The 21,275-nt window shown below is 40.2% G+C and carries 24 protein-coding genes; 15 read left to right on the top strand and 9 right to left on the bottom strand.

Going from position 1 to position 21,275, the window contains the following annotated elements:
• Positions 1-256: 256 nt before the first annotated feature.
• The 9 genes from PR799_RS10065 to PR799_RS10025 all read right to left on the bottom strand — a co-directional run bounded on the left by PR799_RS10065 (position 257) and on the right by PR799_RS10025 (position 5,729).
• The gene (locus PR799_RS10065; protein WP_272521918.1) at positions 257-682 is read right to left on the bottom strand and encodes a YbaY family lipoprotein; all 426 of its coding nucleotides are present in this window, start codon (positions 680-682) and stop codon (positions 257-259) included.
• A gap of 26 nt (positions 683-708) precedes the next feature.
• Positions 709-1,137: a winged helix-turn-helix domain-containing protein gene (locus PR799_RS10060; RefSeq protein ID WP_272521917.1), complete on the bottom strand. Its 429-nt coding sequence runs from the start codon at positions 1,135-1,137 to the stop codon at positions 709-711.
• 336 nt (positions 1,138-1,473) lie between these two features.
• Positions 1,474-1,959, bottom strand: a complete 486-nt coding sequence (locus tag PR799_RS10055) for a hypothetical protein (protein ID WP_230088550.1) — start codon at positions 1,957-1,959, stop codon at positions 1,474-1,476.
• Positions 1,949-2,629, bottom strand: coding sequence for a hypothetical protein (locus tag PR799_RS10050; RefSeq protein WP_272521914.1), 681 nt, complete (start codon positions 2,627-2,629; stop codon positions 1,949-1,951). The genes PR799_RS10055 and PR799_RS10050 overlap by 11 nt, the downstream gene beginning before the upstream one ends.
• Complete coding sequence (locus PR799_RS10045) at positions 2,607-3,158, bottom strand: hypothetical protein (protein WP_154626269.1); 552 nt, start codon at positions 3,156-3,158, stop codon at positions 2,607-2,609. Before PR799_RS10045 ends, PR799_RS10050 begins: the two co-directional genes overlap by 23 nt.
• Complete coding sequence (gene sctJ, locus PR799_RS10040; protein ID WP_272521911.1) at positions 3,142-3,897, bottom strand: type III secretion system inner membrane ring lipoprotein SctJ; 756 nt, start codon at positions 3,895-3,897, stop codon at positions 3,142-3,144. Before sctJ ends, PR799_RS10045 begins: the two co-directional genes overlap by 17 nt.
• Before the next feature lie 3 nt (positions 3,898-3,900).
• On the bottom strand, positions 3,901-4,197 hold the full coding sequence (gene sctI / locus PR799_RS10035; protein ID WP_272521910.1) for a type III secretion system inner rod subunit SctI: 297 nt from the start codon (positions 4,195-4,197) through the stop codon (positions 3,901-3,903).
• A 64-nt stretch (positions 4,198-4,261) separates the two neighbouring features.
• Positions 4,262-4,573 carry an EscF/YscF/HrpA family type III secretion system needle major subunit gene (locus PR799_RS10030; RefSeq protein ID WP_272521909.1) on the bottom strand — a complete coding sequence of 104 codons (312 nt, stop codon included), beginning with the start codon at positions 4,571-4,573 and terminating at the stop codon, positions 4,262-4,264.
• Positions 4,574-4,586: 13 nt separating this feature from the next.
• Complete coding sequence (locus tag PR799_RS10025; RefSeq protein WP_442959917.1) at positions 4,587-5,729, bottom strand: PrgH/EprH family type III secretion apparatus protein; 1,143 nt, start codon at positions 5,727-5,729, stop codon at positions 4,587-4,589.
• Between the two features lie 269 nt (positions 5,730-5,998).
• Between PR799_RS10025 and PR799_RS10020 the strand changes: the two genes are divergently transcribed.
• From PR799_RS10020 to sctE, 15 genes are all read left to right on the top strand, one after another.
• Complete coding sequence (locus PR799_RS10020; protein ID WP_272521908.1) at positions 5,999-6,808, top strand: AraC family transcriptional regulator; 810 nt, start codon at positions 5,999-6,001, stop codon at positions 6,806-6,808.
• Positions 6,798-8,498 carry a type III secretion system outer membrane ring subunit SctC gene (gene sctC, locus PR799_RS10015; RefSeq protein WP_154626281.1) on the top strand — a complete coding sequence of 567 codons (1,701 nt, stop codon included), beginning with the start codon at positions 6,798-6,800 and terminating at the stop codon, positions 8,496-8,498. Before PR799_RS10020 ends, sctC begins: the two co-directional genes overlap by 11 nt.
• Complete coding sequence (gene sctW / locus PR799_RS10010) at positions 8,489-9,601, top strand: type III secretion system gatekeeper subunit SctW (protein WP_272521907.1); 1,113 nt, start codon at positions 8,489-8,491, stop codon at positions 9,599-9,601. Before sctC ends, sctW begins: the two co-directional genes overlap by 10 nt.
• Positions 9,602-9,624: 23 nt before the next feature.
• A complete protein-coding gene (locus PR799_RS10005; protein WP_272521906.1) occupies positions 9,625-11,691 on the top strand; it encodes an EscV/YscV/HrcV family type III secretion system export apparatus protein in 2,067 nt (688 codons plus the stop codon).
• Between the two features lie 11 nt (positions 11,692-11,702).
• Positions 11,703-12,107 carry a type III secretion system protein gene (locus tag PR799_RS10000; RefSeq protein ID WP_272521904.1) on the top strand — a complete coding sequence of 135 codons (405 nt, stop codon included), beginning with the start codon at positions 11,703-11,705 and terminating at the stop codon, positions 12,105-12,107.
• 6 nt (positions 12,108-12,113) lie between these two features.
• Positions 12,114-13,406, top strand: coding sequence for a type III secretion system ATPase SctN (sctN, locus tag PR799_RS09995; RefSeq protein ID WP_272521996.1), 1,293 nt, complete (start codon positions 12,114-12,116; stop codon positions 13,404-13,406).
• Complete coding sequence (locus PR799_RS09990) at positions 13,406-13,858, top strand: hypothetical protein (protein WP_154626290.1); 453 nt, start codon at positions 13,406-13,408, stop codon at positions 13,856-13,858. The genes sctN and PR799_RS09990 overlap by 1 nt, the downstream gene beginning before the upstream one ends.
• Entirely contained in the window at positions 13,833-15,083 is a 1,251-nt protein-coding gene (locus PR799_RS09985) for a SpaN/EivJ family type III secretion system needle length determinant (protein ID WP_272521902.1), read from the top strand. Before PR799_RS09990 ends, PR799_RS09985 begins: the two co-directional genes overlap by 26 nt.
• On the top strand, positions 15,083-16,012 hold the full coding sequence (locus PR799_RS09980) for a FliM/FliN family flagellar motor switch protein (RefSeq protein ID WP_272521901.1): 930 nt from the start codon (positions 15,083-15,085) through the stop codon (positions 16,010-16,012). The genes PR799_RS09985 and PR799_RS09980 overlap by 1 nt, the downstream gene beginning before the upstream one ends.
• 2 nt (positions 16,013-16,014) lie before the next feature.
• Positions 16,015-16,680: an EscR/YscR/HrcR family type III secretion system export apparatus protein gene (locus PR799_RS09975; protein ID WP_036949952.1), complete on the top strand. Its 666-nt coding sequence runs from the start codon at positions 16,015-16,017 to the stop codon at positions 16,678-16,680.
• A 16-nt stretch (positions 16,681-16,696) separates the two neighbouring features.
• Positions 16,697-16,969, top strand: coding sequence for a type III secretion system export apparatus subunit SctS (gene sctS / locus PR799_RS09970; RefSeq protein WP_036949954.1), 273 nt, complete (start codon positions 16,697-16,699; stop codon positions 16,967-16,969).
• Positions 16,966-17,760 (top strand): type III secretion system export apparatus subunit SctT, encoded by a 795-nt coding sequence (sctT, locus tag PR799_RS09965; protein ID WP_154626296.1) that lies wholly within the window; start codon positions 16,966-16,968, stop codon positions 17,758-17,760. Before sctS ends, sctT begins: the two co-directional genes overlap by 4 nt.
• A gap of 32 nt (positions 17,761-17,792) precedes the next feature.
• Positions 17,793-18,866, top strand: a complete 1,074-nt coding sequence (locus tag PR799_RS09960; RefSeq protein ID WP_272521898.1) for an EscU/YscU/HrcU family type III secretion system export apparatus switch protein — start codon at positions 17,793-17,795, stop codon at positions 18,864-18,866.
• A 128-nt stretch (positions 18,867-18,994) separates the two neighbouring features.
• Positions 18,995-19,522 (top strand): type III secretion system translocator chaperone SicA, encoded by a 528-nt coding sequence (gene sicA / locus PR799_RS09955; RefSeq protein ID WP_442959916.1) that lies wholly within the window; start codon positions 18,995-18,997, stop codon positions 19,520-19,522.
• Between the two features lie 13 nt (positions 19,523-19,535).
• Positions 19,536-21,275, top strand: a 1,740-nt coding sequence (sctE, locus tag PR799_RS09950; RefSeq protein ID WP_272521897.1) for a type III secretion system translocon subunit SctE, incomplete at its 3' end; no start/stop codon positions are given.

The raw sequence follows: 21,275 nt of genomic DNA, 5'->3' as shown, positions 1-21,275 counted from the left end.
ATCCTTAAGATTCGCGCAGTCATTAAAATGAGCTGTCAATACTCAACATCATTCGGTTTATATTTGAATGAAGTATATTTATTTTTGTTAGATCTATTTTTTGAATAACTTGGAATTTTGCTTAACAAAAAAAGAATTCCAATAAATTCTAGTGACTACTAATTTTCTGTTCTGTCGATTTATGCATTTAAAAATTTTTTGTTAAGCATTAAAGTATTTGAATGCTGCAAGTGCTGATATTCTTTAATCGAATAAATCAAATAGAATTTACTTTTAAAGAAAGCCTCGCAGATGTGGCTTGGTTTAAAGGTGCAACTTGATTACTCATCATCAGTAATTCACCCTTTTTTTCAACTCTCACGCTTAATCCAAAATAGTGACCTTGGGTTAATAGAGATTCCGGTAAATTAATGGAAAAATTAACGGTTCTCGCTGATTTTCTGGTTGTAAAAGTATAATCATAATGACTTTTTTCAGAGTGACTTTTCCCGTTTATTGGGGTCACTGAAAAGGTAATTAACGCATCACTAGGAATATCGATAGATTGGCTATAAATATCACCTTGAAGATTGAATGTATTTCGACTTTGATTTATTGGGTTATTACAAGCAAATAAAAATAAACAACAAGCTAATATGAAAATTGAATGTAAAATAGGTTTTGATATAGCAATTCGTGACATGGTTTTTCTTCTTTTATATAAATAATTTATTGATATGAGCGATTGAATACTTTCTGAAAAAAACAGCGAACATACGCATACATGTTTTTTCTTTCATTAACCCTTGATAAAATTGGCATTTCTGATTTTTCACCAGTGTACAAGATACCAATTCTAGGTAGTGTCATGATGAGATTTTCATCTAACTCTACTTTCTTAAATGATTGCCGTAATTGCCTGACTAACTTGTAGTAACTGCTTTCAGTCACGATCGTTCCACGCTTTTCCCAAATTTCGTGCATCACTTCTCGCTTGCTATTTGTTTTTAATAACAACAGCTTTAAGAGGCAGGATTCATTTTCAGATAAATTCACGGTTCTTTTTCCGCGAGATAGCGTTCTCTTCAGTGGGTCATAAACGACTTGACCACATAAAAGCATCATTGGCTCTATTTGATTGTATTCCGTGTTATTCATAATATTTCCCACAAATATAGTTTAATATAAAATTAATTCTCAACATCGTAATCATCAGTAAAATTGTGTTGAATATAAAAAAACAGTAGGGTAATGAATAGATGAAGAATCAAAGCGTTTTTTTAAATTCGAACAATGTGTTTTGGTGATGTAAATTTAAACTACTATCTGTGAGTGTATATATCAATTTCAAATTTATTTTTTTTATGTTTTTAAAAGGAGAGGGAGTTAAAAAGCTTAGATTATAAAAAATGTACTCTAAGCTTATAAATATTCGTCGGTGAGAATTTAAGATATGAACTAATTTAATAGTACAGAGTTATTCAATCGTTGGGGTTATATAATTGATGAATCTTCATCTTCATCGCCATCAAGATTAAAGCTAGTCATGTTTTTATTCAATTGTTCTGTAAATGGTGCATTCATTAAACTTATTGACATATAACGTTGAATAGCTTTAGTGAAACCTTTATATAAAGCAGGGTCAGATTCAGATGACGACTTTAATGTTTGGACGATTTGAGCAATGAATGACTCTTTATCATTGCGATTCAAATTTACCATGGTTTTAAACACCAACGCGAATCGTGTTTTATCACTATCCAAATGTTTAAATTCAGTAATAAAGTTTTGTATTTTAGTATTTTTATCCTCCGAAATGTGGGGGATGTTTTTTGCCTGATAGTTCTGTATATCTTTCATGCTGTTATGGGATTTCCAAAGGGTACTCATTTTAGTGTGTAGATCGGATATACTCGATGGCGTATTGCCATGAGTACGCGAAGCTGACAAAGTATTCAGCAAATTAGAGTCAATTTTCATGTTTTTCCCTCCTTGTTTCTTCTTGTTGAAAAGCGTGTTTTTGTTGAATTAGCTGTTTTTGTTGAATTAATAGTGCATAAGCTTGTTTATGTTGTTGCAAAGTTAAACAACGGGTCGAAATCGGAAAAATATGCGGTAATACTTTCTCTGCCGCCAGTTTTGGCGTGAATTGTGTAATTTCGTTATTCACTTCTAATGTGATTGAATTATCGGGGCTAGTACATATTTTGGCGCCGTTAGCTCGAGAACTTATCTTGGCTTGCAATGATGCCGGTATGTGTAATTGAACATGGCGAGATTCGGATTGTAATTGAGCGAAATGTTCTGCCACAATTTCCTGTAGGCGTAAGTCAGTAAACAAACCGATGAGTAATTGAGTTAATTGGTGTTCCGTTTGGCTCACCTTATTTTGGTATTGGGCTTCACTGTCATTGAGAGCGCCAATAAAATCATTCAAAAGTTGTGTTAATCCATCTTGGTAGCCTTGTTGATAGGCGATAGCATGAATACTTTTCTCAGACTGCTGAGCTTGTTGAACATGTGCTGTGGCTTTTTGATGTGCCTGTTTAACAACCGACTGGACATATCTATTGGTGTCTAAAACCGGATGTTTAATCAGCACATTTTCAATTAAGGTCTGCTGGATATTAGGTTGTGTGTTCTCTGACATAGCGGCAAGTTTCTTCAATAATATTCCAAGGTAGCAGATTGGAAGCCGTGTGAGGGATCATCTGCTGTGTGCTGCGGCTAAACATATATTTTGCGCGGGTAGCATAGCCGTGACTAAAGGTGTTTAAACACATCAAAAGCTGCTCAGCGCCTAGTGCAAGTAAATGCTGAGGCGTATCGATGGAATGTGTCATGTCTTGCCATAAAGGATGGCTAAATTTCTGATGTAATTGTCGATATTGAGATAGCTCCCCCCACCAAGGCAGGGGCCCCGGGTACTGAATAACGCCCAAGCCCCATGCCACGGAAGGTAATAATGACCAATTTTCGGCAAGTATCTCGGGTAATATCAACGTTTTTTCATCGGGTAAATCTAATTGATATTGCTCAATAAGCTGCAAATTTTGCAGCTGTTGTAGCGGAACGGGTAGCTGATGATAATGCTCATCAACAAACTCCGAGTGAAAATAATCCCCCGGTGCTAAGAAAATGTTTTTTTGGTCAACCAGCAGCTTACTCAATAGGGGCATGGTTTGATTTTTCCACCTCTTCTTCATTTTCATCGCTTTGTTTATTGTTGCGATGGTATAAATACAACCCAAATGCAATTAGCATGCCGATTAATGCGGTGATTAAAGCAAAGGCAATCACTGGATTAAATGCTGGTGTTGGACCATTTTTTGTTTGATACAGCAGCGGAGGGCGACTGACTATCACGACAGAAACATTGTCATAGGTGGTTTCGGCAAAGCTATTATTGAGGAATAACTTAATCTTATTCATCATCACCTTCGGGTCTTCATTACCGGAGTAAGTGACGAGACTGGAGACTTTTTGTGCCTGTTTTACGGGACCGTTACCCGAAATAGGGTAGCTCACATGTACTCGCGCATTGACCACATTAGGAATGGTCAGTAAAGACTGCTCAAGCCGTTGTTCAATCAAGGATAATAATCGCGTTCGTTCGGCTTGCGGTGAGGCAACTAACGAATCCCCAGGAAAGGCATCAATAATTTCCACCGGATCTTTGGATGGCAGGTTGTATTGGCGTAAAAGATCCACCGCAATCACAAAGTCGTCAGGCGCTACGCGAATAGAGTCCCCATTTTTAGAATCCTGCTTACGTTTAGCATCAACCCCGTGCTCTTGCAAAATCGCAAGCACTTCGTTGCTTTGGCGCTGGCTTAAATTGCTCAGTAATAGCTGGTTATCACAGCCGAGCAGCAAGCCAATAAACCCGATTAATAGGAATTTCTTTAATATATTCATAGTTTATTGTGCTTTTAATACAGTATCGATGGCAGAAACACTTTTATGTGTGAGTGTGCTGACCATATTCAAGGCGAGGCTGTAATTACCCACTTGGTTTTGTAATTCCAATAACTTAGCGGGATCGCTTGGGTCAACGGTCTTCATTTTCTCCAGAATATCTGCTTTTTCTTGGCTCACAGAGGTCGTGTACTCAGCAAATAACTGTTTCACTTTATCTTCCAGTGGAATAGCTGCAGGTATGACCGGAGCTATATCCGCGATATCTGATAGTGTAGAGATTGGATTAATTGGTAACATAAATATTCTCTATAAAGAGAGCATCAGGTGAGTGATGCTCTGATTTAAATAACACGCTACGGGCTTACACGTTACGAATAATGGCTTGTGCCGCATCTTTAATGGACTTCATTACGTTACTTTGTAATTGACGTGCCATATTATAGTTACCGCTTAAGGCTGTGATTTTACCCAGAACGAGCGGGTTATCGACTTCCAGATTTGGGTTGTCAATCATAGACTTTAATTCATCAGCGATAGTCTTAGTTCTTTCGCTAATACCAGCGGAAGTGCGATACATCATGCCCCATTTGTTATCTGTTACTGTGGTAGACTCTTGTTCTAATGCAGATGCATCCCAATTGCCCTCTGTATTACTAATACCTGGAGTTGCCATATTTATTACCTCATTAATTAGGTTGGTTTGAGTTAAATAACCAATGATTATTACCTAACAACGTAATACCGTTGGTATGAGTGATAAACGATTTTCCAGCCAGTTCATTATTGGCAAGGGAGACGGAAAATTGAATTTGCTTGGTTCCCCACTTTTGACTAAATGAATTGGTGAAACTAATTAAAGAGAGAGTCTGTTTATCATTTAAACTATCTCTTATAACAAAGATAACGTAGTTACCTTTGGTTATTCTTTGCCATTTCACATTACTTTCAGTCAATCCTAACTCTGCTTTCTTGATGAGTTCCTCAAGAGGAATCTGTACAAGTTGGCTTTGGTTATAACAACTGAAGTAATTAGATAAAATGCGATTAATATTTTTATCATCATTATTCGGTAGTGGGTTTTTCACGACTCGAATGACGGGTTGACAAGGGTTTCTAATGTCAACCTTTAATAAATTAGGTACAGTATCTATTAACTTATCTTCAATTTCTTTTTCAAGAGTGTTTATTTTTCTAATGGTATATTTTTCTTGATAATCTGATTTTAATAAAATTTGACGGCTCCAGTCTTCATCTCTTTGAGATTTGACGAGAATAAGTATTTCGCCGTTTTTATTCTGCGTATAGATAATAGAGGAAGAGCTTCCTTTTAATATATTATCAATATTTTTAATTTGTTTTTCAGTATTATTTTTTGGATTATTTTGGAATTCAACGAATAATATAAAAACAACGACAAATAGTAATAAGAAAGCAAAAAGCCATTTCTGATTAAACTTTGGTTTCTGTTTTATGGCAATGGAATTATGTTCTGTAGGTGAGAGCGATTGAGAAGGCAATGGCTTTGTGGCTCTCTCGGGGTGATTCCATTCAGTATTCAATAGCTTAATTGCGATTGGAAATGTGTCAATAAGCAATATTTCTTGTAGTGTGACAGTGAAATGGCGACTTTTTCCATCTTGTTGAAAATTAATTGCAAGACTATTACTAGATTCGTCATGAGAAACAATAGAAAACTCACACTGGGTATGTTCACTAGGAATATAATAGGTTGTAAAACCGTTTTCATCTATTTCAGTTTTGTATTTAGTCTGTTGCCCAACGATAATAAGATTTTTATCGATGTTAATCATTAGCTCTTGACTATTCATCGAACCACTAATAATTTTCATTATGCAGGTGTGGTGTTTTGTTTCTATCATAAGATAATCTCAATTAATAAAAAATAACGAATCATATTGACTTCAATGGTCAGTATTTAAATATAAGAACATAATATAGTCAGCTGAATTTATCTTATTCATTCACACCCTGTATTTTTATGGTTCATTCCAAACTATTCCAGAGTATTCATTTGTTTTTTTCTATTTAATCAATGAACCTACATCAAGTAAAAATCAATGGATAAGGTCTATTTATAATGTCGAATGAAGATATTGCTAAATTATTGGCGAGTAGAAATAGTTGCTTTTCTTTACAAGACGTATTGGTCTTGTCAATACCAAAGGAAACTATAGCCTCAATAGAAAATATAATCACAGAAAAAGCGACGCTTTGTTATAAATCTCGGTATACAAATTTAAATATTAAGGTACAAGAACCCGCTATCTTTGTTTGCGGTCTGGATGAATTAACGATTGAAGATAAATCTTTATGGAATATCTATACCATGGAATTATCAGAACTCGTTGAAACGCTTGCTATTATTGATACTGCAATGGGGCAATCCTTTCTTGCAAAAAAAGCGACCAGAGAGAGTGATGAAAATCAATTAGGTGAATTCATTCTATTTGACGATGAAATATCAGAACCTGTTTTAATTAAAAATATCGTGATTGATCTGATCATTAAAAAGCAGCCGTTATTTGATGATTGGTGTGATGTATTAAGACGCTACGAAGCGTATGGAATGATGCGCTTTTTAATTTCAGCGGCTCAGCAAGACAAAAACGCCAATATTAATCAACTGTGTGCCCGTTATGGCATTTCAGCTTCTTATTTTAGACAACTCTACCGAGAAAACTTTAATAAAACCGCTAAACGCAAAATTATGGGCGTACGTATGGGTGCGGCCATTTTGCAATTAATTGAAAGTGAAAGTTCTATTCTAGATGTTGGGTTAGAAGCAGGTTACTGCTCTGCCTCTCACTTCACGAATGATTTGAAAAAAGAATTGGGATTAACCCCATCAGAAATAAGGCACCTTGGAGCAACGTTATATGAACAGTAAAAAATTAATGGCGATTTTTATTTCGCTGTTTTTACTGAGTGTAAATATCAATACCGCTCAATCAGAAATGATGATTGCAGAGCCAGTGACGAAAGAAAGAAGTGCAGACACGTTTGTGGCGAATAATATCGCGGTAGGTAAAGTGTTTGATGCTGTAGCAGAACAAATTAACAAGCCGATTATTTTAAGTAAATTGGCGTCCCAGAAAAAAGTGACGGGAAATTTTAATCTCGCGAATGCTGATGAAATGTTTAAAGCCTTAACGCGTCGTATCGCATTAGTTTGGTATGACGATGGCGCAGGCATTTATGTCTATGATAATAGTGAAATGCGTAGTCTGATTATTCCGACTCACAAAGTCAGTAGCCAGCAAGTTATCAGCTATATCCAGCGTAATGGCATCTATGACGCGCGTTTTCCTGTGCGTTCCCAAGGTGGCGACACGATGTTATTTGTGTCGGGACCACCGCTCTATGTTGAGTTGATTAAAGGTGCTGCGCTGTATCTTGGCGAGCAACGCAAGCAAGAAGAAAAAACCAGTGGTAATGTCGCGGTGATCCCGCTGAAGCATGCCTCTGTAAGCGACCGAAGCTACTCATTACGTGGTCAATCGATCACTGTTCCCGGTATGTTATCGGTGATCAGTTCCCTGTTTAAAAATGGGGGGAGTAGCGTCGAAGAAACCCTCGAAATTTTACCTGCAAAGCTCAATACCGATGGGGATGAAATTGATGCCTTGATGGATGCACCAATTGGTGGCGCTCGTTCTGAAAATCGTCAAGTCACTGTCAGACGTGGTGGCGCATCAAATAGTAGTTTTTCTCTGGTTGCCCATCCTGATAGTAACAGCCTGATTGTGAAAGGTAGCCCTGAACAGATCCGTTACGTTCGCGATTTAATTAAAACATTAGATAACCGCCGCCGCCAAGTTGAGCTTTCCTTGTGGATCATCGATATCACGCGTTCTGAGTTGGATAACTTAGGGGTGAATTGGGAAGTGGGCTCTTTTAATGTGGGAGGCGGCTCTGTTTCTTTCAATCGAAGCACTTTGCCCGATAGCAGTAAGTTTTTAGTGCAAATTGATGCGCTAAGCAAAAATGGTAATAGCCAAATTGTCTCGCGCCCTGTGTTACTGACCCAAGAAAACGTTCCTGCGCTGTTTGATAACAACACCAGTTTCTACGCCAAGCTACAAGGTGAACGTACCGCAACCCTCGAATCTGTCACTTACGGCACGATGATCAGCGTCATGCCGCGCATTTCAGCTGGTCAAAGTGTTGAAATGGAAGTCAATATCGAAGACGGAGCAGAAAACCGTGATAGCAGCGGCAAAACGTCCAGCGTTGAAGGGCTTCCGACTGTTAACCGCACCAGTATTAATACAGTGGCACGTATCGCCAAAGATAGCAGTTTGCTAATCGGTGGCTATACTCGCGACCAATATATTGAAAATGAAAGCAAAATCCCTCTTCTTGGCGATATCCCTTGGGTAGGTGGCTTATTCCGTCATAGCTCGACTAATCAACAAAAGATGGTGCGCATCTTTTTAATCCAGCCGCGTTTACTGGATGAAAACGAAGTGTGGGATGGGCGACAATTTTCCGAGAAAACCCGTATTACACAAAAAGATAGCCAACTGCATGGAACCGTACAGTTCCTCCAGCAATACATGAGGGACTCATGGCAATAACCCCGCTGAGCTACAGCAACCGCATGCTACTGAACGCGCAAGATAAGAGTCGTACAGCTACGAAAACCAGTGATGACTCTGATGAAGCTGCGCGCGGTGCGGGGGTGATTGATAGCTCAAGCGAATATGCTTCCATGGCGATGCTGGCGGCGAGCCACGTTCGTCGCAGCGGTTCAAAGCAAGGGCAGGATGAAGAGTGGATGCAGTTTGCAGAGCGCATCCTAGAAAATAATGCGGATGAAAAAGTGTTGCGCATTGAGGGGATTTTAAATCGCCAAATGATGACGCCTCAGCAATTACGCGCATTTCTATTGCAGTATTTCACGGATCCCAGTGATTTATTAATGGTATTAGCTGCGCTGATTAACCGAAAGAAACTTAAGCAAGAACAGATAGAGGCTTTACAAGAGTTAGAGCGGTTACTGCTAACAGAAGACACCAACCGTATGGCGCAGGCAGGCGCAAACATTGCGCTAATCGCAAAAGCGTTTGCCCAAACTCTGCGTGAAAGTGCTGGGAACTTACGTACCGTATACCGCGAATTTATCGGCTATGACGGTCCAGTGGTCTATTTATACGAACAGTGGGTGGAAGAGATGGAACTGGCTCAACGCGAAAACATGATGCGCTATCTCGCAAGAGCCTTGGCGTGTGATTTACAAGCACTGCCGCTGGGAGACCTCAATATCAGTGAGTTTGGCAGCTTCTTTACACGAATTGGTCGTCTACGTGAGCTGCAGTCACTAGATCGCACATTTAGTCAGCAATTTCTCCAATCGGGTCTGTTTCGCCAGCAAGCATACTTGTCACAAAACCACTTGCAGCAGAACCAGTTGGAGAAGGTGCTAAGCCAACTATTTACTAGTGGGATCCGGAGCCAAGAAAGTTTTAATGACAAGCTTGTGAATTTCATTCAGGCGCAATTAAGTGCCATGACTACGGATCTACGCGCCCGCTTTGTTCAGCTTCTGATTATTGCGTTTTCAATTATCCCCGTTGCCATTTTTTACTCATTGGAAGCGCGTGATGAATTACTCGACCAATTAAAAATACAGATGGATCAACTGTTGGCGCAAGAGCAGCGCTTACGTCGACAACCCTAATTTGATAGGAAATACACGATTTCATGAAAAACTTAACCGGATTTTTACTGCAGATCCGTAATCGTCCTGAGCTGATGGTGCTAGTCATCATGGTGATGGTTATTGCGATGCTGATTATTCCGTTACCTACCGTCTTGGTCGATTTATTGATTGCACTGAACATTATGATTTCGGTGCTGATCTTTATGAGCTCGTTTTATATTACGCGAGTCCTTAACTTCCAATCCTTCCCGTCTATTCTGCTGATTAGTACGCTGTTTAGATTGGCACTATCTATCAGTACCAGCCGACTTATTCTGCTTGAAGCGGATGCTGGCGATATTATCGATACTTTCGGTGAGTTCGTTATTCAGGACAACTTGGTGGTGGGAATGGTGGTATTCGCCATTGTGACTATCGTGCAATTTATTGTTATCACCAAAGGTTCAGAACGTATTGCTGAAGTGGCAGCTCGCTTCTCTTTGGATGCGATGCCCGGAAAACAGATGAGTATCGATGCGGATTTACGCGCTGGCGTTATCGATGAAGCGACCGTGAAAGTTAAACGTGGCGAACTGGAAAAAGAGAGCCAGTTATTCGGTTCTTTTGACGGTGCGATGAAGTTTATCAAAGGGGATGCCATTGCCGGTATCGTGATTATTTTCGTCAACTTAATCGGCGGGATATCAGTGGGTACGGCTCAGCAAGGTATGGACATCTCTACGGCATTAAACACCTTCACATTATTAACTATCGGTGATGGGTTGGTCGCGCAAATTCCCGCGCTGCTTATCTCTATCAGTGCTGGCTTTATTGTAACCCGCGTGGGTGGCAATGATAAAAACTTGGGTGAAAACATTGTTTCTGAACTTTTTGACAATGATTTTACCATCCTGATCACCGCATTTATCGTGCTATTTATGGGCTTTTTACCCGGATTTCCAACAGCCATTTTCTTGTTCCTTGCGGCATTGCTGATGGGGTTATTTGCCACTCGCTATTTTAAAAAGCGCAAAGAACAGCGAAAAGAGCAGCAATTAGGTGAAGAAAATCTGCAAACCGAAGCCACTGAAGGGGAAACTCAACGCGCGAATGATGATTTTGACGATGAATATATTCCAGAAACCTTACCCGTCATTATCTCGGTTAATCAGCAATATAAGCAGCATCTAGAAGATAATAATTTTTTATCTCGCATGAAAAAAGATGTGTTTATTCGCTATGGATACCGCATCCCAGATATTGCCATTAACTATTCGCCTATCGTGCCCGAAAACAAAATTGTGGTGCTAATAAACGAAGTCAAAGCGGGTGAATACGATGTCTATTTTCATGGTCAGCGCTTACTGACGGCGAATGATGAGTTGGAATATCTTGGTATGGAACTTATCAAATATACCGATGAATATGGTTCAGTCAGCACCTGGTTTGACAACCAATACAGTGAAAATGTAGAGCAACTTGGTCTATTAGTGCGCGACGACGTGACAGAAATGATTGATTGCGTCAGTACGTTGTTATTACGTTACATCAATGAATTCTTCGGGATCCAAGAAACTAAAAATTTACTGGATGATCTTGAAAGAAAATACCCCGAATTGCTGAAAGAATGTTATCGCCACGCCACCGTACAAAAAGTCACGGAAGTTTTCCAACGTTTATTAATGGAAAAAATTTCGGTGCGCAATATGAAGTTAATTATTGAAACCTTAGTGCAATGGGTGCCCAAAGAGAAAGACAGCATGATGCTGGTAGAGCATATTCGCAGTTCCATGGCGCGTTATATCTCATCCCGTTTCTCGGTGGAAGGGCGCTTGAATGTCTTAATGGTGAATGCCGAATTGGAAGACACCATTCGTCAAGGTATCCGCCAATCATCCGGTGGCGTTTATTTGCATCTAGAACCTGAAAAAAGCAATGAGCTTATTCAAGCAGCTGAATTGGCATTAGAAAACAGTTATTTATCTGTTAGGGATGTCAATGTACTGGTACCTGTGGATATCCGCCGGTTTGTGAAAAAAATCTTAGAAGGTCGTTTTCCTGAACTTGAGGTGCTCTCATTTAATGAGGTTTCCGAAATGGTGAAGGTCAACGTTATTAAAACAATATAAGGAACACGTAAATGAAATACCGCTTTGTCGAGAAATTGAATGAATTTTTAAATGCCATGGGGCGCAGTGATTTAGTTAATCCGCAGCTTGATTGCCATTCCAACATTCAACTTGAAATGAATGATGCACCTGCGATTAATATTGATTTGTCATCCGATGATTTAATTATTTGGTGCAACTTAATGGAATGTAATTACAGCCGACTCGAGGCATCCAGCGCTTCATTATTAAAAAGCATTTTAGAGTATGTACCGCGTAATTTTCATCCGGGGCAACCTGCATTAAATATTATGGAAAATAACTTAGTGTTATCCGCGGTATTAAAGGTGAATTCATTGGATGACATGCAGGTATTTGCTGATTCTTTTGAAGAATTTTTTGAATGCGTTAACGAATTACGCCTGCAATTATCGTAATTGATGATGAAAATTTTTGACGTTTGCGCACATCCTGTGCGCATTCATGGATGCCTGATTGAAGCCCCATTGGATGGCGTATTTATTGGCGAGATCTGCTTTATTGAGCAGTCATTGGCACAGCCAAAAGTTATCGCCAAAGCGCAAGTGATAGGCTTCAAAGAAGGGCTAACGGTACTGAGCCTAATTGGTCGTGCTCAGGGCCTCACTCGTGAAGTGGTTATTCGCCCAAGTGGTTATCCGTTTGTATTTCAAATGGGAGAGCATCTGGCTGGGAATATTTTTAATGCAGCAGGGGAATTAGAAGGCGCATTAAGTCAGAAAAATAGCGAAATTACACAGTTAAAAACTAAGCTGCAACGCATCGATAATCCTCCAGTGAGTGTGAATAAACGCCGCCCAGTCAATGAACCGATGGTCACAGGAATTCGTGCTATCGATGGATTGCTCACGTGCGGGTTAGGTCAGCGTATCGGTATTTTTGCCGCGGCGGGTAGCGGTAAAACTTCATTAATGAACATGCTGATCAATCACGCTCACGGGGATATTCATATTGTGGCATTGATTGGTGAGCGCGGGCGAGAAGTGATTGAGTTTATTGAAGAACTCAAGCAGTCCCCCCATGCGGATAAAACCATTTTAGTGTATGCCACCTCCGACAGCCCGCCGATTGAGCGTTGTAATGCCGCCTTGTTGGCGACAGCGATGGCGGAATATTTCCGTGATTTAGGAAAACAGGTTTTATTGTATGTCGATTCAATGACCCGTTATGCAAGGGCATTGCGCGATGTGGCACTCGCAGCAGGGGAACTCCCTGCACGCCGTGGTTATCCCGCCTCTGTTTTCGAGCAACTCCCGTTATTACTCGAACGCCCAGGGCGCGTAAAACAGGGCTCTATTACTGCGTTTTACACAGTGTTATTAGAAAGCGAGGAAGAAGCCGACCCTATTGGAGATGAAATTCGCTCTATTTTGGATGGGCACATTTATCTCAGTCACAAACTTGCGGGGCGAGGACATTACCCCGCGATTGATATTTTGCACAGTATTAGCCGTGTTTTTCAAAAGGTGACAACGCCGGAACATCGCCAATTTTCTGTCGATGTTCGTGAAAATTTATCTCGTTTAGAGCAGATAAAGCTGTACCTCGAATTAGGGGAATACCAGCGAGGTGAAAGCCAAGAAAATGACCGTGCTTTAGATAAACAGCAGGATATCAATCATTTCTTACAACAAAACATGGATGAGTCAGAGGGCTTTGAGGAGATGTTAGCCCGATTACACCATTTGGCATCCTGATGATTAATCAATTATTAACGCTGGCTGAAAAGCGTCTCGAAAGAGTGCAGTTAGAGCAAAGCAAGCTGAAACACGCCATTTTGCAGTTGCAGCAACAGCGTCAAGATATTCACCAACGGATTGCCATATTAGCTCTACAGGTGGGGATGTATGAAAAATCTGAAGAATTAACTCAAATGGATTTTTGGGAACGTCAACGGCAAAAAGCCGTGGTTTTATCAGAAATCGCCCAATGTGAATTTCAGATAGAAAACATCGACGCTGAATTATCTAAGTATCATTTATTGAAGCAGCAAATGACTGAACAGACGTCCATTTTGCGTAATAAGTGCGAGAAATTCCGAAAATATCTCAAGCAACAACGTAGGGCGCAGTGGTTAAAATTAGAGCGCCAGCAACAAAATGAAATTGAGGAGCAGTTTGTTCATGTCGACAATAAAATCACTGCCTAGTGAAAGTAAATTTAATTCCATAATGGAAGGTAAAAGTTCATCGCTAGGTTTTCATCATCAAAAATATGATCAGCAAAAAACGGGTTTTCAAAAGGAAGGCGGGCAGCAGCATTCAGTCAAAAAAGCTGCTCAGGATATTGTTCAAAAAAAACTGACTCAAGTGACTGGTAATAATAAAAAGCCTAAAAAACCAGTAGAAGAGTTGGCGGTACCCGTTCTGTTGAACTTGCCGACTCAAATCCAGCACATACACTCTGGTGGGAAAATGGCATTTCTCTCTGCAGAGTATGGCTCAGATAAAAACAATAGCGAAGCAAATCATTCGCTAAGTGCACAACCCGATGACTCATTAGGGCACATGGTGAGTGAAAACGATATTCCACAGGTCACGTTTAACGCCAATATTGGGACGGTATCGGTCAGTCAATTGGCGGACAAGAAAACCGTTAAAACAAAAGCTATGGAACAAAAAGCCGCTCGATTTTTGTCAGATAATCCGACAAGCGTAAAGCAAACTCAATGGATGAGCGTCCCATTAGCGCAGCAGACTGAAGTCGTGGATATCGCTGTATTGAAGTCACCTCTGCGTGATGGTCAATCGAATTTAGTGAGTGAAATTCAGTCTTCTTTTGAACCTAGCATGCAAATTCAACATGAGGTTAAGGGGCTGAATGCCTCTACGAGTCACGACGTCAGACCTGCACCAAATGAGCGTCCTGCACCTCAACATTTTCCTGATATGAAAAACTTCAATATTGAAAAATCAGAAGTGATTCAACCGGATGAAATGGATATTACCAAAAATATCGTCGCGCAAGTGCGTGCAGAGATGGGGGAGAAATCACTGACTGTGATGCCCCAAACTCCTACTTCTCAAGCTTCAGCTTCCCAAACCCCAGCACATATGCAGCAAGCCTCTTCCATGGCAAGCAAAGTTGCTGAATTGATGGCAGCTTCCGAGAGTGAAAGTTTCAAAACGGTGCCTTCTCGCACCCTGAGCTACACCTTTAGCCAATGGCAAAATGCACCAACGGTCTCTTTTGCTTTAGCGAGCGCCAACAAAGATCAGGTGGTGGCATCAACGCTAAGCCATGAAGTTCAGCAGGCTTTGCAAGACAACCAGCATTTATGGACAGGTGAACAAAAAATGGTGATCCGACGTGAAGAGCAGGAAGGTCAACAGCGTCAACGACAACAACAGCATCAGCAAGATGAGGAGTCCTAATGCTAAACATTCATCGAATTAGTCACCGAGAAAAGCAGGTGAGAGAGTGGCAGCAGCGTTTTCAATGGGACTTAGACATGCATATTCCCAAGGTTGGAGAACGCTATTTTCAAGTCACCCTACACAGTAAAAAGCAAAAAACCCAAGTGCTGATAAATGCTGAAGAATGGTGCCGTCACCGCTGGCCTAAGTTGGCTCACTATGCATGGAATCTTTTAGATACCAAAAGCTTATGCAAAATTTTTACTTATGAAAATACCGGAAAGACGTTTTTCTCCGAGCAATTCCGTTGTCATGATGTCGAGATTATTGATGATGAACAGCTCCAACAACCAAGGTTCACGGTGAAAGAAAAGAAACTTGGCATTGTGTTGTTAGCTGAGCCTATTGAAGGGCTAACCGAGCGTAAGGCGCAAAACGGGGTAGTCGAGCAGCTTAAGCTGCAAGCCGACTGGATTTTAGGTTATAGCCATATCAGTAGTAAAACTTTGCAGTCTATCGCGCTTGGCGATGTGCTGCGTATTCAGCAATTGCAATTAGATATGACCGTTGCAGGGCGTGTATTGGCCCATTTTCAAAAACAACAAGAAGGCATTTTTATGATTGAACAGTTAATGACAGCAGATGACGAACAGATAGCTTCTGCGGTGGAAGAGGAGTTTGTTGATGAAACTGTTCGTCCTTTTAATTTACACGACCTCACGGTCAAATTGACCTTTGTATTGGGTCATTCAGACATCAGTGTAGAGGAATTGAATTCGCTCCAGCCAGGGGCAGTCTACTCAATTGGTGAAAATAAAGAACGCGAAGTGAAGGTGTATGCGAACAAACAACTGATCGCAGAAGGTGAGCTGACCTATATTGGTGATAGTGACGAATTAGGCTTAGAAATTAAGCGATTGGTAAGCTTAGGTGATAAAAGGTTATAAGCATGCCAACGGTTCCGAATGAAATACCTTTATTAGTCCTTATCGCCTTTTCCACGCTGCTGCCTTTTATTATTGCAGCTGGAACCTGCTATCTAAAAATTTCGATTGTGCTGATTATGGTGCGCAATGCGATGGGAGTACAACAAGTGCCTTCGACGATGGCACTCAATGGTATTGCCTTGCTACTGTCCATTTTTGTGATGATGCCTGTGCTGCAAGATGTGAACAATTATATGCGCCACGAAAGCGTGGATTTTAGCAATGTGGAATCCATCGACAACTTCGTTGATAACGGGCTAGGGCGTTATAAAGATTACTTAGTGAAATATTCCGATCCTCAATTAGTGAATTTCTTCGAGTCTATTCAGCAGGGTAAAACGGAAGCCGAGGTGCAAGAAGAGCAAGCGGCGCCAACGCTATTTTCATTACTACCAGCCTACGCATTGAGTGAAATTAAATCTGCGTTTGAAATTGGTTTTTATATCTATTTACCGTTTGTGGTTATCGACTTGGTGATCTCAAGCATTCTATTGGCACTCGGTATGATGATGATGAGTCCCGTGACTATCTCAGTGCCAGTGAAATTGATTTTGTTTGTGGCAATTGATGGATGGTCACTGATTTCGAAAGGGTTGGTGATGCAGTATTTCGAACTCGCACAGCATTGACGTAAGGGAATAGAAAATGGATTCAATCATTTATGTCAGTAATAAAGCGATGTTGTTGATCGTCATATTGTCGGCTATTCCCGTGATTGTGGCGACGGTAGTGGGGCTGTTAGTGGGGCTTTTACAAACCGTGACCCAGCTTCAGGAACAGACGTTACCATTTGGTATCAAGCTATTAGCCGTGTTTGGTTCCTTGTTTATGATTTCAGGTTGGCTGGCGGATAAAGTGATGAATTACGCCATTGAAGTCATGACAACCGCTTTGCCAGCGATAGGGTTATTTGGATGAATCAGGAGATGCTCTCATTGGCGTCGTCCTTGTATTTTAATTTTCAGCAAGGGCTAGTGAAAGTCGCATTTGCGTGGTTGCGTATTGCCCCTGTCATGTTTTTTTTGCCTTTTTTGAGTAATAAATTGCTCAATGGCGGGATCATTAAAAACTGTGTCGTCGCGTATTTGGCGTTAGGGATGTGGCCTTATCTTACCGCCCGCGAAATAAATTGGGATGAAATCAGCCTCAGTGAGGTTTTTATTTACGAAGTCAGTATTGGCATTGTATTGGCACTGATTTTAGGGCTGCCATTTATGATTGCCAATGTTATCGGCGAGTTGATAGATACCCAGCGGGGGGAAACCATTAGTAGTATTGTAGACCCAGCAAGTGGTACGGAAGCCTCTGAATTAGCGGTATTTATCAGTTATATCGTGTGTATGGTGTTTTTGGCGCAAGGGGGAATGTACCAACTCGCCAACGTATTTGCACAAAGCTACCAATTATTGCCCTTTGCCCATGGGTTTACTTCATTTAATAGTTTGCCGTTAGGGGAATGGTTAAATAAGGCAGTGGTGAATGGTGTGATATTAACGGCGCCGATTATTGTGACGCTATTTATTTCGGAAGTGGCACTTGGATTATATTCCCGTTTTTGTCCGCAATTAAATGCATTTTCATTGTCTTTGGCAATTAAGTCGATCATCGCTTTTATTGTGTTTTTACTTTATTTCCAAAATGAAGTTCCGGATATATTGGTCAATATGATTTCGATGTCGCCATTAAAAACTATTTTTCATTCACCTTAGTGATTACTGATGCGGAATTATGAGGCTGTGTTATGGCTGAAAAAACAGAAAAGCCTACCGACAAGAAAATAAAAGATTCAGCCAAAAAAGGACAGAGCTATAAAAGTAAGGACACCATAGCGGCGATTGTATTAGTCACAGGTGCATTTGTTATTGGCGGAATGTCCAGTTTATATGAACTGGGTGGGTTAATGAAAAAATTATTATTAAACCCACGTGATATTTATATCGATAATTTACTTTGGCAGTTCTCAAAAGTATTTTTGAGTATAGTGGTGCCTGTTTTGATTGCCTGTTTTTTATCAGGAACCATTATTTCACTATTACAGAGTCGATTTAGATTAGCGACCGAAGCAATCAAACTCGATTTTACAAAATTAAACCCAATTGCCGGATTTAAAAAAATATTCTCTTTAAATTCGCTTAAAGAACTGATTAAAGCCATTTTGTACTTGTTGGTCTTTAGCGTTTCCGCTGCCACTTTTTTTGTGGTGTGGCGGCACGAAATTTTTATGTTATACCTTACCACGATCAATGGCATGACAGATAAGTGGGTAAGTCTTTGTATTATATTTGTATTCGTCTTTCTTGCGGTAGCGCTAATTATTGTTTTGGTGGATGCAATTGCTGAGTTTTTCTTATTTATTAAAAACCTAAAAATGGAGAAACAGGAAGTCAAAAAAGAGCACAAAGATAATGAAGGTGACCCTCATATTAAAAGTGCACGTAAGGAAATACACCAAGAAATATTATCAGAGGAAGTGAAGTCAAATATTAAAAACTCGACGTTCGTTATGGCAAATCCGACACATATTGCCATGTTGATTTATTATGATTCGAATATCGCACCACTACCTTTCTTAATGTTAAAAACACGTGGGGTGCAAGCGAAAGCCGTTATTAAATATGCAGAGCAACAGAATGTACCTGTAGTAAGAGACATTATTTTGGCTCGTCAAATATGGCGAAATTATAAAAAAAATAGCTTTATTGATGAAAATGGATTGCAGGATGTTATGCAAATAATTAATTGGCTGATTCGCGTGGAATTAGAAAAATTAGGAATAAATGTTGATGAAGCATTGGAGCGGTTAATTTCATCATGAATCGATGGTGCCATGAATAAACTATTCATGCATTGAATCGTTTTTTATAAGAAATGGAAAATTTTATTAACTATGATGCAACAGAGCAGTTTGCATCATATATCACGTATTAATAACGAGGTGAAAATATGAATCATACTGAAACAGAAAATACACAGATTGACATGGAAGCATTACTAGACGGAATTACAAGCGCACTTATGGATGGTGCAACATATAAAGATATTCATGGTATTCCACAGACAACGATGGATGGTATTTATGCTTATGCATATGAATTTTATCAGCAAGGAAAATTAGAAGAAGCGGAAACATTCTTTCGCTTTTTAAGTACTTACGATTTTTATAACACTGACTATGTCATGGGATTAGCGGCTGTTTATCAATTAACGAAACGTTATGAGAAAGCAACGGAATTATACGCACTCGCCTTTGTTTTGGCGAAAAATGATTACCGACCATTGTTCCATGCAGGGCAGTGCAATTTGATGCTGAAGAAGAGCAGTGCGGCAATTCACTGTTTTGAAAGCGTAGTTGAAAACAGTTTTGATGCAGATTTAAAGAAAAAATCAGAGGCTTATTTGAGTGCTTTAAAGACAAATCTCGAAAAAGCAGAGCCATCAGAGCCATCAGAGTTATCGGACTCTAATACTTAAAGAAGGAAATACCATGAGTCAAGTCACCATGCCGGGCATCAGTAACGCTTCAGGTAATGATCGAATTAATAATATTCACACCTTCTTACAAGGGAATAATCCTTTGGGATTGGGCGAAGCGAGCGCAAAAGCGGTATTAGCCTTAGAATTGGCATGTGCTGAGCTGGTGTCTTCAGAACAAATGAAGCGTCAGGGTTCAGAACATCTTCCAAAACTAGTCAAACCCAAAATGTCGGCAATGAAGATGTCTCCAGAGGCTCAGCAAGGCAACGGGTTTAACGCGAATGCGATACTGCTTGAAACGTTTTCCTCTATTCGCAAGTTATTACACGAAGGCAATATTAGTGAATTAAATGACCGCCTACAGTTATTGAATATTGAATCAGAATCTCTGCGTCAGCAAGGTGCTGAGTTATTAAAATCATTTGCTGGCTCTACTGAGCGACTGAATGAAACTCATGACAAAGTGGTTGAAAAAAAGGCTCAGCTAAAGCCGCTTAACCTTAAATCTAATGAACTTGTTAACCAACTTTCAAATAGCAAATCTCTATTTGCCAGTAATGAACGGAAGCTTACTGAGCTAAGCGCTAAGTTAGCTAAAAGCCAAACAGCATTAGGTCAATTGAATTCTTCTCCAAAACCTTATACCGAAGAAGTTCATAACCAAGAGGTGATGTTGGAAGCGAGTATTACGCAGCTTTCAAGCGAAATAAAGCTCATCACCCAACAGCAAAAAACATTAGAGTCAAACATTACAGAACTGGGTACCGAACTTAGTGTGCTCAAAAATGAGATTAGCCAGCTAAGTTCATCATTAGATTCATTGCTGAGTGATTCCACAAAGTTAGCGGCAACTGCTGATGAAGATCGTCAAAAATTAAATCAATTTATAGAGACCGCACCACTGCAAACGAATGTTGATGGTGAAAAATGGGAAAACACGCTTGCGCTTCTAACGATGTTAACGGCTCAATTAAAAAAAGCGATGAATGAAGATTCAGTTCGCAATATGAGAGAGCAAGAAGAGCTGATGATGACAATCAGTGAAGCCTCTCGTAAAGATTCAGATAAAAAAGCCAAAGAAGCGGCAGAAGCCGAACGTAAAGCGGCAGATGCCAACAAAGCGGCATCTTGTGCCAGTAAAATTTTTAGCTATGTGCTGCTAGCTGTTTCGGTCATTGCCACAGTGGCAACATTTGGTACAGCAGCTCCGCTAACATTAGCGATTGCCGCTATTGGTGTTGCAATGTCAATTGCTGACATTGTGCTAGAGGAAACGGGTCATGGAAGCTTGATGCAAATGCTTGCAGCCGAAATTTCCAGTGCCGTGACCGATATGCTGATTACCTTTGGTGTTCCGGAAGAAGAAGCTAAGAAGATAGGCAGTATTGTCGGTATGGTGTTGGCGGCCATTGCATTCTTAGCAATCTCTTTGCTTTCTATGTCATCATTTGCCAAAAACATCGCAAATACAGTTAGTAACGTTACTAAAATGTTGGCAAAGAATGTCGGTACCTTATTAAAGAGCGTTATTAAATCCATGCCACAAAGTTTCACTAATGCATTGGGAAATATTGCCACTAAAGGTACAAAAGTTGGGCAGTCAGTTGCGGATAGTGCAGATGAGATGGTTAAGCTGACCAAGTTCTCTAAGTTAGCCGATAAATTCGACGATGTTCAAAATATCGCGAAAACCGCTGATGCATCCTCTGATTATGTATCCCTTGGCGGGCAAATGGTCAAAGTGGGTGAC

Origin of the sequence: Providencia sp. PROV202 (assembly GCF_028479565.1) — a bacterium.
Classification (GTDB): Bacteria; Pseudomonadota; Gammaproteobacteria; order Enterobacterales; family Enterobacteriaceae; genus Providencia; species Providencia zhijiangensis.
The sequence above is the reverse complement of the archived record's forward strand: the minus strand, read 5'-3'. Positions and strand labels throughout refer to the sequence as shown.

Excerpts from the sequence above, each read along its gene's own strand:
- PR799_RS10065 (WP_272521918.1), bottom strand. The coding sequence starts at position 682 with ATGTCACGAATTGCTATATCAAAACCTATTTTACATTCAATTTTCATA.
- PR799_RS10060 (WP_272521917.1), bottom strand. The coding sequence starts at position 1,137 with ATGAATAACACGGAATACAATCAAATAGAGCCAATGATGCTTTTATGT.
- PR799_RS10055 (WP_230088550.1), bottom strand. The coding sequence starts at position 1,959 with ATGAAAATTGACTCTAATTTGCTGAATACTTTGTCAGCTTCGCGTACT.
- PR799_RS10050 (WP_272521914.1), bottom strand. The coding sequence starts at position 2,629 with ATGTCAGAGAACACACAACCTAATATCCAGCAGACCTTAATTGAAAAT.
- PR799_RS10045 (WP_154626269.1), bottom strand. The coding sequence starts at position 3,158 with ATGCCCCTATTGAGTAAGCTGCTGGTTGACCAAAAAAACATTTTCTTA.
- sctJ (WP_272521911.1), bottom strand. The coding sequence starts at position 3,897 with ATGAATATATTAAAGAAATTCCTATTAATCGGGTTTATTGGCTTGCTG.
- sctI (WP_272521910.1), bottom strand. The coding sequence starts at position 4,197 with ATGTTACCAATTAATCCAATCTCTACACTATCAGATATCGCGGATATA.
- PR799_RS10030 (WP_272521909.1), bottom strand. The coding sequence starts at position 4,573 with ATGGCAACTCCAGGTATTAGTAATACAGAGGGCAATTGGGATGCATCT.
- PR799_RS10025 (WP_442959917.1), bottom strand. The coding sequence starts at position 5,729 with ATGAATAGTCAAGAGCTAATGATTAACATCGATAAAAATCTTATTATC.
- PR799_RS10020 (WP_272521908.1), top strand. The coding sequence starts at position 5,999 with ATGTCGAATGAAGATATTGCTAAATTATTGGCGAGTAGAAATAGTTGC.
- sctC (WP_154626281.1), top strand. The coding sequence starts at position 6,798 with ATGAACAGTAAAAAATTAATGGCGATTTTTATTTCGCTGTTTTTACTG.
- sctW (WP_272521907.1), top strand. The coding sequence starts at position 8,489 with ATGGCAATAACCCCGCTGAGCTACAGCAACCGCATGCTACTGAACGCG.
- PR799_RS10005 (WP_272521906.1), top strand. The coding sequence starts at position 9,625 with ATGAAAAACTTAACCGGATTTTTACTGCAGATCCGTAATCGTCCTGAG.
- PR799_RS10000 (WP_272521904.1), top strand. The coding sequence starts at position 11,703 with ATGAAATACCGCTTTGTCGAGAAATTGAATGAATTTTTAAATGCCATG.
- sctN (WP_272521996.1), top strand. The coding sequence starts at position 12,114 with ATGAAAATTTTTGACGTTTGCGCACATCCTGTGCGCATTCATGGATGC.
- PR799_RS09990 (WP_154626290.1), top strand. The coding sequence starts at position 13,406 with ATGATTAATCAATTATTAACGCTGGCTGAAAAGCGTCTCGAAAGAGTG.
- PR799_RS09985 (WP_272521902.1), top strand. The coding sequence starts at position 13,833 with ATGTCGACAATAAAATCACTGCCTAGTGAAAGTAAATTTAATTCCATA.
- PR799_RS09980 (WP_272521901.1), top strand. The coding sequence starts at position 15,083 with ATGCTAAACATTCATCGAATTAGTCACCGAGAAAAGCAGGTGAGAGAG.
- PR799_RS09975 (WP_036949952.1), top strand. The coding sequence starts at position 16,015 with ATGCCAACGGTTCCGAATGAAATACCTTTATTAGTCCTTATCGCCTTT.
- sctS (WP_036949954.1), top strand. The coding sequence starts at position 16,697 with ATGGATTCAATCATTTATGTCAGTAATAAAGCGATGTTGTTGATCGTC.
- sctT (WP_154626296.1), top strand. The coding sequence starts at position 16,966 with ATGAATCAGGAGATGCTCTCATTGGCGTCGTCCTTGTATTTTAATTTT.
- PR799_RS09960 (WP_272521898.1), top strand. The coding sequence starts at position 17,793 with ATGGCTGAAAAAACAGAAAAGCCTACCGACAAGAAAATAAAAGATTCA.
- sicA (WP_442959916.1), top strand. The coding sequence starts at position 18,995 with ATGAATCATACTGAAACAGAAAATACACAGATTGACATGGAAGCATTA.